We start from the raw sequence: 11,610 nt of genomic DNA on the forward strand, positions 1-11,610 counted from the left end.
GTAAATCATGAACATCGCGACCAAAGTTCCAACCGAGGGGGAAGCAAAGCAGGCAGCGACACCCAACGCCGCCGCCGGACCTCAAAGGACCGAAGCCATGAAAGGACGCGTTGACGCCATCGAGGAAGGCCGCCTCTATGGCTGGGCCTTCGATCCTTCGGTCCCAACCGAACGGCTTCTGATCCGTGTTCTGCTGGATGACAAGCCTATCGCTGAAGCTCCGGCCGACAAGGATCGCCCCGACCTGAAGCGCAATGGTATCGGCGATGGCAAGCACGCTTTTGAAGTGATGCTGCCGCAATTCGCCGCTGCACGGGCAGGCGAACTTGTCGTCGTTGCCGCCAACGCCGCAGGCGGCGAGCAAAAACTGCGCGTGCCGAAGCCCGACGAACAGGCCGCCGAAGCGCTTATCGCAGCACCCATGACACGCATTCTGGACAAGCTCGACATGCTGATGGCCGCGCAACGCCAGTTGCAGGTCAACCAGCGTTCGTTGCAACGCGTCGCGCCGACGCTTGATGCATCCGGCAATGCAGCCCCCGCGGAATTGCTGGACATTGCCAGTTCCGTCGATGGCCTGCGCACCGATCTTCATCAGCGCATGACCGAGCTTGATGTGCATATCATGCGCATGGACGGTGTTGTCGCCGGATTGGAACAGCGCATGGAAGACGTACGCAAGCGCAGCAGCGGCGACATCAAGCTTCTGTTCATGCTGATGTTCGTGCTGGCTGGTTTCGTCGCCGGTGCCCTTCTGACCCTTGCAGTCATGCCCTGAGGGGACGTCCATGGCGCAAGACGAAAGACCTGTCGCACAGCAGCCGGCTGCAAGACCTTCCCGGTCTCCGGATCGTCCTCCCATGATGATGGAGGGCGAAATGGTCGTGGGCAGCGTGATCGAAGACACGCTGGTGCTGGTGCTTGGCATCGGCAGCGCCGCAAACGATCAGGTCACGGCCTTTCTCAACGGCGATCCTGCCATGAGCGTGAAAACAAGCCTGATCACATGGCCGCTCAAGGAACCTTCCCCTGCGGGAACGCATGGTTTCGTCGCCATCGTGCCAACGGCTGCTCTGCGCCGTGGCGTCTTGAAGACCATCATGTTCCAGCATCGGGCGAAGGTCGCTCGCTACAATTTCGCGTCGCGTTCTGCTTCTATCGCGGATTTTGTCGCCATGATTGGCGATTTGGCCGGACCGAGCCTGCCGGGCGTCATCGATGAACTGGTGGAAGGGCTGATCTCCGGCCCTATCAGCCGGAAGAAACTTTCGGCGATCACCGTTCTGTTGCAGGCCGGAGCCCGCTCCGACGGCTGTATCGAACTCATCGGCGGCAGCGACGAAGGCGAAATTTTTGTTCAGGGCTGGGCACAGGACCTGACGCCTGCTGTCACCCGGCTGCTGATCAGCGGCAAAAATCCATCCCTCGCGGAGTGCGCGATCAGCGTCTTTGCACGGCCCGACCTGAATGATGAAGCATCCGGATTTGCAGGGCTTCTGCTCGCCAATGAGCCGGTCGAACCGACCGATATCGAACGGCTTCTGTTTCGCGGGCGGCGGGGCTGGCGTTTTACCGAAGTCTATGACCGCAGGCTCTTGTCCGGCTCGCGTGAGACGCCGGGCCACATACGGGCGATCCTGCCACGGATACGCAGCTCGACCGACATTCTGCTGCGCATGCGGTCTGCCGCCAACCGCTTCGATGGCGCCGACACGGTATCCGGCCTCCCCTTTCCCGTCCGGATGGGAATAGACAATGTCTTCCGTGTGGAAGGAAGTGGCATGCTTGTTTCCGGCTGGCTGCTCGATCCCGACAGCCATGTGGAAAGTGTGAAACTGCGCCGCCATCGCGGTGAAATCCAGATCGACACAAGCTGGACCCGTATAGACAGGCCTGATGTAACCCGCGAATTCGATAATCAGCCGCCGTTCAATGCCGGGCTCGACCCCAGCCGCCATGCCCATGGTTTCGTCGCCTTCGCCCCGGAACTTGCCGGTGACAGCACCTCGCCGTTCTACCTTGAACTTTCGATCAGCGATGGGCGACGGGCCTTTTTTCCGTTGACGCCCACCCGCGTCACGTCCCGCGAAGCCATCGTCCGGCAAATCCGGGCAACCGATCCGAACGCATGGGCTCTGCGCCATATCGTGGACCAGCAACTCGTTCCATTGCTGCGCGGCGTCAGCCGCCCTGCGCCTGAAGTCTTCGGCGTTGTCGATCTCGGCCCCTTCGAGGATGCGATAGGGCCTGCGATCATCATCGGCATCGATGAACGCGTCGAGGAGATCGAAGCCTTGCTTGCACTGCTCGCGCTCGATCCGGAAACCCGGATCGCCCCGATCGTGATCGCGGCGGCAAGCGAGATCATCGACCGCATCGGCGTACAGATCAGACGCCTTGCGGATTTCTACCGCCTGCGCATACGGCTCGTTTCAGCCACCGGTTCCGAGGACCTCTACGATGCGTTGGAAGTCGGCGCCCGCACGGTTACAACGGATCAGGTCATATTCCTGGCCGGATCGCTGCTGCCGCGCCGCGCCGGATGGCTGAACAAGCTCGTCAGCGCCTATGAAGCGCACAAGGACTGCGTTCTGTCACCCACGCTTGCCTATGAGGATGATTCAATCCGTTGGGCTGGAACCTGGGTTGCGGGTCCGCCCTCCGGCATGTCGGCGGATCGGGCCCTGATCAGCCGCTATGCGGGTTATCCCATCGATGCCGTATCGGGAATGTCGTTGACGGAAGTCGCAACAGCGACGTTCGAGTGCTGCATCCTTCCCCGCGAAGCGCTGTTCTCGGTCGGCGGCTTCACGCGCGGCTATCTCGGCACTCACGAAAAGGGACTGGATCTCGGATTGAAACTGAAACAATCGGGCCTGCGCTCCTATTGGTTGCCTTCGGCCCATATGCTTGGAGCGGACGACACATCCGTTACCGACAGGGCATCGACCATTGCACTCATCGAGCGCATTGACCGGCAGGTCTTCGACGCGCGTTGGTCCTCCATTCTCGCTGGCAGGCGCAAGGCTCAGGCGGAGGAACTTGCATGAGCGATAAACTCCGGGTTCTCGTCATCTCGCACGCCCACCCTTCGATCTCTCTCGGGGGCGGTGAAATCGCTTCCTACAATCTGCACAAGGGGTTGAACAGCATTCCCGGGGTGCAGTCGGTCTATCTGGCGCGGGCGGCCCATCCGATCCCGCGACATGGCACGACGGCGCTCATGAGCATGCGGCGCGCCAGCGATGAAATCCTGTTTCATGCCGACGAATACGACCATTTTTATCTGTCGAACAAGAACACCGATGAAATCCGCCGCGACCTGCTGCGCTTCGTCCGAGACTACGACCCTGACATCGTGCATTTCCACCATGTCCTGGGCCTCGGGCTGGAGACCCTTTACGCCATCCGCGAAGCGTTGCCGGACCGGATCATTCTCGTGACTTTTCACGAGTTCCTGTCCATCTGCAACAATGATGGCCAGATGGTCAAAGCCGGCACATCGAAGCTGTGCAGCGAAGCGTCTCCCATCGATTGCCACGCCTGTTTTCCGCAGATACCGCCGGCGCGCTTTCTCAAGCGGGAACGCTTTGTGCGCGGCATGCTGGAACTTGCCGACGCCTTCGTTTCACCGAGCAAATTCCTCGCCAATCGCTATCTCGAATGGGGCCTCGATCCGGACAAGATGGAAGTCATTGAAAACGGCATAGCCATACGCGATGTCACCCCTCCACGTGAGCTGACCGGGCCGAACCCGCGCCGCAACCGCTTTGCCTTTTTCGGTCAGATCAATCCTTTCAAGGGCATAGACGTGCTGGTCGATGCGGTATCCCGTGTCCCGGAACAGGTCTGGGGTGAGGATTCCCGGCTGATGATCTTCGGAGGCAATCTGGAGAAGCAGCCACCCGCCTTTCAGGAGCGCATGCATAAACTGATCGAGGAGGCTGGTCCGCGCGTGCGCTTCTATGGCGCTTACCAGAATGCCGAAATGCCGCGCCTCATGCAGTCTGTGGACTGGGTGGTCATGCCTTCGATCTGGTGGGAAAACTCACCTATCGTCATTCAGGAGGCCTTGCATCATCGACGCCCCGTCATTTGCTCGAACATCGGCGGCATGGCGGAGAAGATTCGCGACGGCGAAGACGGCCTGCATTTCCGGGTGCGCAGCGCCGAGGATCTGGCCGACCGCTTTACGGAAGTGCTGAGCGAACCGGGCGTGTGGGACAGATTGCATCAATCCATCCGCAATCCGGTCCATTATATCGACTGCGCGAAGGAGCACCTCGATCTCTATAACCGGTTGCGGGAGTCAAAACCGCGCAGACAGAAACCGGCAGTTACGCAAACTGCTCTTTCACAGGCAAGCTGAGCCTGGCTTGACCTTATTGAAACAGAAGGAAAACCGTATGGCACGCGCCCTCGTCATGATCCCTGCGGGAGAAGTGTACGATCACGACAATGTCCGCTGGTATCGTCATACCGACGTTCAGGGCAGCATCAATCATTATCACAATATCGGCGACGCCTTCGTCTTCGAGTCATCGTTGAAGCTCATGGATTACGAGAAGGCTTCCGAACTCCCGATCACCAATTTTTCCCCGGAAAAGATTGATCAGCTGCGCGAAGAATATGATTATGTGATCCTGCGTGGCTCGAACTACATCAACAAGGATATGAACTGGCGCGACACGATCCCGGTTTTGCAGCGGCTGAAACTGCCGGTCATCGCATTCGGCGTTGGAGCGCAAGCGCCGGTCAGAGGGGAAATACAGCTTTCCGAAGAGACGAAGGCGGTCCTGCGCATCATCGCGGATTCCACAACGTCCATAGGTGTGCGCGGTGCTTATACGGCCCAGGTGCTCAACGATATTGGCATCCGCAATGTGCGGGTCATCGGTTGCCCGACCGCGTTTCGCCGCAACAACCAGCATCTGCGCATCAAACTGCCGCCGCTGGAAAACGTTGCCCAGGTCGGCGTTACGGTTCGCCGCGAGGTGTCGCCTGCCTATGCGCAGGACATCGAGCAATATCTGACCCGGCACCGCGACCTCATCAAATCCATGGCCCAACGCTTCGATGTAACCTTGATGGCGCAGGGCGAGATCGATGAAAAGAAAATGGTCTTCGGAACAGCGGAGCAGAAGGAAGAGGCCATTGCGGCCCTCAAGGCGCATCGCTGGACAGCAGACTGGTATTTCGACGAAACGATGGAAAACCTCTATCGCCATCGCATGTTCTACTCGGATGTCGTTGCAGATTACGAGGAACTGGTGCGCAAGCAGCAACTCGTCCTTGGTTATCGTCTGCACGGCAACCTGATGGCGCTGGCCAACGGCGTTCCGTCCATCTACTTCACCTATGACAGCCGCACGGCAGAATTTGCAGAAACCTTCAAGATACCGAGCTACGACGTCTTCAGCGACAAGCCCTTCCGGCTGGAAGACTACTGGGACCAGTCTCTTTTCGACAAATACAACCGGGCCTGGTTCGAGACCTATGCCGAAATGAAGCATTTTCTCGATGAAAACGGCGTCCAAAACAAGATGACCGAAACCGGGCTTCCCATCGCGGAACTGAAGGTCGCTTGAGTTCAGCTCTTCGGCAGTTGGGCAGGACCGTTGCCCTTCTGCTCTTCTGCCAGAAGCGACCATGCGGCGATGAACATCGCGGCAATCAGCGGGCCGACCACGAAACCGTTGATCCCGATCAGTGAAATTCCTCCGACCGTGGAGATCAGCACGACATAATCAGGCATGCGGGTGCCTTTTCCGACGAGCGGCGGGCGCAGGAGATTGTCGACCAGTCCGATCACGAATACGCCGACGAAGACCAGAACAGCGCCGCTGATCCACTCCCCGCTTGCAAAGAACCAGGCCGCCGCCGGTATCCAGACAAGGGCGGCGCCGACGGCCGGCAGCATGGAGAGGAACGTCATCATGACGCCCCAGAGCAAGGCTGCTTCCACGCCGAGAAGCCAGAAAGTCACCCCGCCTATCGTTCCCTGAATGATGGCGATGATGATATTTCCCTTCACGGTCGCCCGGATGACGGCTGTGAACTTTTCCAGAAACTGCCGGGTATAATCGTCGTTGAGCGGAATGGCCTGCCTGATCTTCCGCCCCAGCTCCGCACCATCGCGAAACAGGAAGAACAGCAGGTAAAGCATGATGCCGAAGCCGATGAAGAATTGCAGTGTATTCTGGCCGAAGCTCACCAGCCTTCCGGCGAAAAGCTGGCTGCCCTGCATGATGGCGGAGGAAATGCGTGAGCGCCATTCCGCGAAATCACCCAATTCAAACCGGGTCAGCCACTCCTCCAGCGAATCCGGCAAGGCACCCAGGATGCGGGAAATATAACTGTTCAGGTCAAACTCGCGGCTGCTCAGGCGTTGATAGAGGGAGTTACCCTCCTGAACCAGCGAACCGAAAATCGCCAGCATCGGAATGATGACCAGACAGATGCACATCAACACGGAAAGCAGGGCCGCAATGTTCTTCCTGCCCCCGAGCAAACGTTCCAGACGCTGTTGCACCGGCGAGAACACCACGGCAAGAATAACAGCCCACAAGACTGCCGAATAATAGGGCAGCAGCAACCACGCAAAGGCGATGGTGACCAGTGCCAGAAGAATATAGAAGCTCGCGCGCTGGACGGACATGAACACCTGCTGCAGATTTCCGGGTCGGCAAACCCTGCCCGGAAAACCGTTCCAATTCAATAGGGAAGCACGGGCCAGCCGATCATGCCGCTCTCAAAGGCACCAGCTTTTCATTGGGACGCGAACGCGCAAGCGTGCTCAGAAGATCGCTTTGCGATACGAGCCCGATGATGCGGCGCATTTCGTCGATGACCACGACGGCATGCGCCAGTCCATCGGTGAGGCTCGGCACGAGGCTCATCACCGGATCAGACTGTGATGCGGTGGGAGCCTCCACGATGTAGTTTCTGAAATCATCGCCTGGATGCATCAACTCGCGCAAACCGATCACGCCTTTCAGGCGCCCATCCGATGTGCGCACGGGCAGCGTCAGCAGATTGTGCCGCAGGATCAGCTCGCGCGCCTGGCTGGCGGTTGCACCTTCGTCGATACTGACGACATCCCGCGACATGATATCGGCGCATGTCAGGTCCCCGCGCGAGCGAGTGGACACTTCAAGCTCCACCTGCCGCAGCAGACGTCCGAGATCGTTGCGATCAATATCGAAGCTTTCATCCAACGCCAACAAGGCGCGGTCGATATCTTCCTCGCGGATGCCCATGCGGACCGAAGGCGGCAGGTCTTCCGTGCTGTGCTTGTTAACCGGCGCGGCAGCAACCACATGCGGATATTTCCGGCGCGACAGTTTGTGAAACAGGATCCCCAGTCCGACAAGAAGGCAGGAATTCAGCGCAACCGGCACCAACGGGAACAGCAAGCCCCATTTGGCGACCGCCGATCCCCCCAGAACCGCGGTCAGCGCCGCTGCGCCGCCGGGCGGATGAAGGCTGCGGGTGACGGACATGGCAGCGATGGCCAGAGCCACGCCAAGGCCGATTGCCAGCGCCGGATCATCGACAAACTGCGTGACGGCCAAACCGACGAAGGCCGAAATCGTGTTGCCGCCGATGATCGACCAGGGCTGGGCCAGCGGGCTGGTCGGAACGGCAAAGAGCAGAACTGCCGAAGCGCCGATCGGTGCTACGATCAAAGGCAGATGCGGCCCGTTTCCCAGCAACATGCTCGATATGAACCCGGTCAGCGTAATACCGATCAGGGCGCCGAGGCAGGCAATGGATCGTTCCCGCAGCGTAGCGCCGGCAAGAACCGGCTTGAACAGCCGGAAAGCGCGCGACTGGTTTGGTTCGGTATCTCTTTGGGTCATTCCGTCAATCAGGCCGATGATAGGGAGGCTTCAGCAAAAACCGTTGAAGCTGAAGGCTATTCTCTTGGGGGTGAGACAATATCCTGCCCTTGCCGGATTCGAACAAGAAAGCAAATCCGTATCAGCTTGCAGGAACGGAAAAATCCTTCTCCGTTCATCAACTTAACGAGAACAATGGTCTCAATGCCATTTCAAGTCCGAGGACCATGAGGCCTATCAGAAACCAACGACGAAAGCTTTCCGGCCGGATTTTGCGGCGAAAGAATTGCCCGAGGAACATCCCGGCCAGTGCGGGAACGATGGCCAGGACGGAGATCAACAGGAGATCGCCCGAATAGGCCTGCCTGCTTGAAAGCCCAACGCCCAGTGCGGCAGTCGAAACAGTGAAGGAAAGCCCCAGCGACTGCACCAGATCTTCTTTTCTGAGCCCCAGAGAACTCAGATAGGGCACTGCCGGAATGACAAATATTCCCGTGGCACCTGCAATCAATCCCGTCAGGAGGCCGATGACAGGGGATAGCAAACGCTCGAGCTTTTCCGGCACCTGTAGCTGGCGGGCCAATAACGTATAGGCTGCATAGACGACGAGCGAGAAACCCAGCATCGATGTGGTGATTGCAATATTTCCGCCGACCAGAACCGCGGTTCCTGCGATGGTCCCCACCACAATTGCCAGCATCATGCTCCAAAGGCGAAGCATGAGCGCGCCGAAACTCGGCCCCGCCACCAACTGCCACAGATTGGTGACGAAGGAGGGAATAATCAGCAGGCTCGCGGCTGCGAGCGGAGATATGAGCGCGCCCAATATGCCCATCGCGACGGTTGGCAGTCCCATTCCGGTCACGCCTTTGACGAAGCCGGCGCAGAGAAACGTAATCGCAATCGTGAGGATCAGGGAGAAGGAATAAGTCATGTCCCTGCTATAGCGACCTGGCCAGCGGGCGGAATGCGGAAGTTCCTCATCCAGCCTTCGGCTTTCCCATAGGCAGGATTCGCGCTAGTATCGCGCATGCGCTTTGATCTTACCGACCTTCGCCTCTTCCTTGCGGTAGCCGACACCGGCAGCATCACCCATGGCGCGGCGGAAGTAGGCCTCTCGCTTCCAGCGGCAAGCGAGCGTCTGCGCGATATGGAAGCGGCGGGACAGGTTATGCTTCTGGAGCGCGGGCGGCGGGGCGTAACCTTGACTGAAGCGGGCGAAGCCCTTGTCCATCATGCCAGAACAGTGATGCGGCAGATGGCGGATATGCATAGCGAATTGGGTTTGCATGCCAAAGCCATGCGTACAGCAATCCGTGTTGCGGCCAATACGGCGGCGATTACGGAGTATCTTCCGGCAAAACTCGCCGTCTGGATGGCAGAAAATCCGCGCATCGATGTGGAGTTGAAGGAACGGCAGAGCACCGATATTGCCCGGGCCGTCCTGCGCGGATTTGTCGAGATCGGGATATTATCGGACGCGGCAGACGCAACCGGTCTGGAAAGGATTCCGTTTGCTAAAGATCAACTGGTGCTGATCACGGCCAAGCACCATCTTCTCGCCAGCTATAGGCGGGTGAGTTTTCCGGATATCCTGCAGGAGCAATTCATCGGCCTTTCAGCCGGTGCCTTGCAGGAGCACATCGAGAGCCAGGCGAGCCGTCTGGGCGGCAGGCTCAAAATCAGGACGAGGCTTCGCACGTTTGAAGGAGTCGGCCACATGGTGGCTGCCGGTGCCGGGATTGCAATCATTCCGCAGACAGCCGCCCAACGTCTCAGAAAGACGCTGCCAATCGCGACTGTTGCGATCTCCGATGCCTGGGCCAGAAGAAATCTTGTAATCGCCGTGCGGTCCCGTGAGGAACTGACCGCCGCCGCCAGATCCCTCGTCGACCATCTGGCCGAAGAGCGAGCTACCCAGACTTTGGTAGTATAAGCGCTTTCGTTGAAGCTCAGGCATTGGCAAGCCGCCGGGTTGCATCTACATTCTGTTTGAAGCGCGCCGGAAATCATTGCCGATTCAAGAGCAAGTCCGGTGCGGAAGCGATTACTGCAGTGACCTGATAATATCGCATCTGATTGCCCGAAGCGCCCAAAGAGGCGTGGGGAACTGAATTCAGAATACGGGCTCGCCCGCCGCAACATAGTCTGGGAGGACGCTATGATGAAGACTATCGCCGCTCTGGCGACGACACTTGCCATTTCCGCTGCAACTTTCACCGCACAGGCACAAAACTATCCTGAACGGACGATTACCATGGTCGTGCCTTTTGCGGCAGGCGGGCCTACCGACACCGTGACGCGTCTTGTCGCGGAATCCATGTCCAAGGACCTTGGCCAGCAGGTCATCGTCGAAAATGTGGGCGGCGCGGGCGGAACACTTGGCGCCGGGCGCGTCGCAACCGCGGACCCGGATGGCTATACGCTCCTGCTTCACCATATCGGCATGGCCACAAGCGCCACTCTCTATCGCAAGCTTGCCTATGACACATTGAACGGCTTCGAATATGTCGGGCTGGTTACGGAAGTTCCGATGACCATCGTTGCGCGCAAGGACCTTGAGCCGACCGATCTGAAGGGGCTGGTCGAATATGCCAAGGCCAACAAGGATACCGTAACCGTCGCCAATGCGGGCATCGGGGCTGCCTCGCATCTTTGCGGCATGCTGTTCATGAGCGCTATTGAAACTCCGCTCGTCACGGTTCCATACAAGGGAACCGGCCCCGCCATGACTGACCTGCTCGGCGGACAGGTCGATATCATGTGTGACCAGACCACAAACACGACCAAGCAGATTCAGGCAGGCACGATCAAGGCCTATGCCGTCACCTCGCCCGAACGTCTGGACGTGCTGAAAGACCTTCCCACGACCAAGGAAGCCGGGCTTGACGGCATGGAAGTGGGCATCTGGCACGGCATTTACGCCCCCAAGGGAACCCCGGCAGCAATCACCGAGCGGCTGTCGAAATCGCTCCAACTGGCCCTGAAAGACCCGAATGTGGTTGCCCGCTTCGCCGAACTCGGCACAAAGCCGTCATCGGAATCCGACGCGACGCCTGCCGCGCTGAAGGCAAAGCTGGAATCCGAAGTCGCACGCTGGAAGCCCATCATCGAGGCTGCCGGACAATACGCGGACTGACGTCGCGGCCCTCAATCAAGGTGCGCAATCTGGCGCGCCTTGATTGTCATGTCCTGAGGCCGCCTCGCAACCGCAGCCTCGGGATAGCTGATCCCATTCACATGCCGAGCCCCCGGCATAGCCCTTTCAACGGCAAATCCGAAAGATGATTAGCCCATGAATGAGCCCTCAAGGAAATTTTCTATCGATCCGACCAACGGATTATGCGGTGCCCTTCTCACACTGACCGGCGCCTTTTTCGCCTATCAGGCGCTGGGTCTGGACTTGGGCACATCGCTGCGCATGGGACCGGGATATTTCCCGCTTGTTCTCTCAGGCGTACTAGTCCTTCTTGGACTGGTCATACTTATCCAGGCGACGCGCGTCTCCGGTGAGCCAATGGGTCCGATCGCATGGCGCGGTCTGTTCTTCATTCTGCCTGCACCCATATTCTTCGGCCTCACGGTACGCGGCCTCGGTTTCATACCGTCATTGTTCCTGACCTGCCTCATTGCCTCTTTCGCCTCGATGCGCATGAAGCCGCTAGCAGCACTGGTTCTTGCGGCTGCAATCACTGTCTTCTCCGTCATCGTGTTCAGCTACGCCCTCGCGCTGCCGTACCAGCGTTTCGGGCCGTGGTGGCCGTTCTAG

At 58.8% G+C, this 11,610-nt stretch carries 10 protein-coding genes; 7 read left to right on the forward strand and 3 right to left on the reverse strand.

The genetic code is table 11. The annotated features are described in order from the left end of the window. Positions 1–7: 7 nt before the first annotated feature. The 4 genes from JNC63_RS00930 to JNC63_RS00945 are packed head-to-tail and all read left to right on the forward strand — an operon-like array spanning position 8 to position 5,588. Entirely contained in the window at positions 8–778 is a 771-nt protein-coding gene (locus JNC63_RS00930) for a hypothetical protein (RefSeq protein WP_006468687.1), read from the forward strand. A 10-nt stretch (positions 779–788) separates the two neighbouring features. After that, positions 789–3,050, forward strand: coding sequence for a glycosyltransferase family 2 protein (locus JNC63_RS00935; protein WP_081375252.1), 2,262 nt, complete (start codon positions 789–791; stop codon positions 3,048–3,050). After that, on the forward strand, positions 3,047–4,369 hold the full coding sequence (locus JNC63_RS00940; protein ID WP_075041480.1) for a glycosyltransferase family 4 protein: 1,323 nt from the start codon (positions 3,047–3,049) through the stop codon (positions 4,367–4,369). Before JNC63_RS00935 ends, JNC63_RS00940 begins: the two co-directional genes overlap by 4 nt. Before the next feature lie 37 nt (positions 4,370–4,406). Beyond that, positions 4,407–5,588 carry a polysaccharide pyruvyl transferase family protein gene (locus JNC63_RS00945; protein ID WP_021585680.1) on the forward strand — a complete coding sequence of 394 codons (1,182 nt, stop codon included), beginning with the start codon at positions 4,407–4,409 and terminating at the stop codon, positions 5,586–5,588. Positions 5,589–5,590: 2 nt separating this feature from the next. On the opposite strand, the gene JNC63_RS00950 is transcribed toward JNC63_RS00945, so the two are convergent. The 3 genes from JNC63_RS00950 to JNC63_RS00960 all read right to left on the reverse strand — a co-directional run bounded on the left by JNC63_RS00950 (position 5,591) and on the right by JNC63_RS00960 (position 8,775). After that, a complete protein-coding gene (locus JNC63_RS00950) occupies positions 5,591–6,658 on the reverse strand; it encodes an AI-2E family transporter (RefSeq protein WP_025092035.1) in 1,068 nt (355 codons plus the stop codon). Positions 6,659–6,740: 82 nt separating this feature from the next. Beyond that, a complete protein-coding gene (locus JNC63_RS00955; protein ID WP_025092036.1) occupies positions 6,741–7,862 on the reverse strand; it encodes an HPP family protein in 1,122 nt (373 codons plus the stop codon). Positions 7,863–8,019: 157 nt separating this feature from the next. Further along, the gene (locus tag JNC63_RS00960; protein ID WP_021585683.1) at positions 8,020–8,775 is read right to left on the reverse strand and encodes a sulfite exporter TauE/SafE family protein; all 756 of its coding nucleotides are present in this window, start codon (positions 8,773–8,775) and stop codon (positions 8,020–8,022) included. A gap of 96 nt (positions 8,776–8,871) precedes the next feature. Between JNC63_RS00960 and JNC63_RS00965 the strand changes: the two genes are divergently transcribed. From JNC63_RS00965 to JNC63_RS00975, 3 genes are all read left to right on the forward strand, one after another. Further along, positions 8,872–9,777 carry a LysR family transcriptional regulator gene (locus JNC63_RS00965; RefSeq protein WP_021585684.1) on the forward strand — a complete coding sequence of 302 codons (906 nt, stop codon included), beginning with the start codon at positions 8,872–8,874 and terminating at the stop codon, positions 9,775–9,777. 225 nt (positions 9,778–10,002) lie between these two features. Next, positions 10,003–10,980 (forward strand): tripartite tricarboxylate transporter substrate-binding protein, encoded by a 978-nt coding sequence (locus JNC63_RS00970; protein ID WP_006468679.1) that lies wholly within the window; start codon positions 10,003–10,005, stop codon positions 10,978–10,980. A gap of 156 nt (positions 10,981–11,136) precedes the next feature. Beyond that, positions 11,137–11,610, forward strand: a complete 474-nt coding sequence (locus JNC63_RS00975; RefSeq protein ID WP_006468678.1) for a tripartite tricarboxylate transporter TctB family protein — start codon at positions 11,137–11,139, stop codon at positions 11,608–11,610.

Origin of the sequence: Brucella ciceri (assembly GCF_041930145.1) — a bacterium.
Taxonomy (GTDB): Bacteria; Pseudomonadota; Alphaproteobacteria; order Rhizobiales; family Rhizobiaceae; genus Brucella; species Brucella intermedia.

Bases quoted from the DNA above. Each gene is read 5' to 3' on its own strand.
- JNC63_RS00950 (WP_025092035.1), bottom strand. From the start codon at position 6,658: ATGTCCGTCCAGCGCGCGAGCTTCTATATTCTTCTGGCACTGGTCACC.
- JNC63_RS00955 (WP_025092036.1), bottom strand. From the start codon at position 7,862: ATGACCCAAAGAGATACCGAACCAAACCAGTCGCGCGCTTTCCGGCTG.
- JNC63_RS00975 (WP_006468678.1), top strand. From the start codon at position 11,137: ATGAATGAGCCCTCAAGGAAATTTTCTATCGATCCGACCAACGGATTA.
- JNC63_RS00970 (WP_006468679.1), top strand. From the start codon at position 10,003: ATGATGAAGACTATCGCCGCTCTGGCGACGACACTTGCCATTTCCGCT.
- JNC63_RS00930 (WP_006468687.1), top strand. From the start codon at position 8: ATGAACATCGCGACCAAAGTTCCAACCGAGGGGGAAGCAAAGCAGGCA.
- JNC63_RS00940 (WP_075041480.1), top strand. From the start codon at position 3,047: ATGAGCGATAAACTCCGGGTTCTCGTCATCTCGCACGCCCACCCTTCG.
- JNC63_RS00935 (WP_081375252.1), top strand. From the start codon at position 789: ATGGCGCAAGACGAAAGACCTGTCGCACAGCAGCCGGCTGCAAGACCT.
- JNC63_RS00960 (WP_021585683.1), bottom strand. From the start codon at position 8,775: ATGACTTATTCCTTCTCCCTGATCCTCACGATTGCGATTACGTTTCTC.
- JNC63_RS00965 (WP_021585684.1), top strand. From the start codon at position 8,872: ATGCGCTTTGATCTTACCGACCTTCGCCTCTTCCTTGCGGTAGCCGAC.
- JNC63_RS00945 (WP_021585680.1), top strand. From the start codon at position 4,407: ATGGCACGCGCCCTCGTCATGATCCCTGCGGGAGAAGTGTACGATCAC.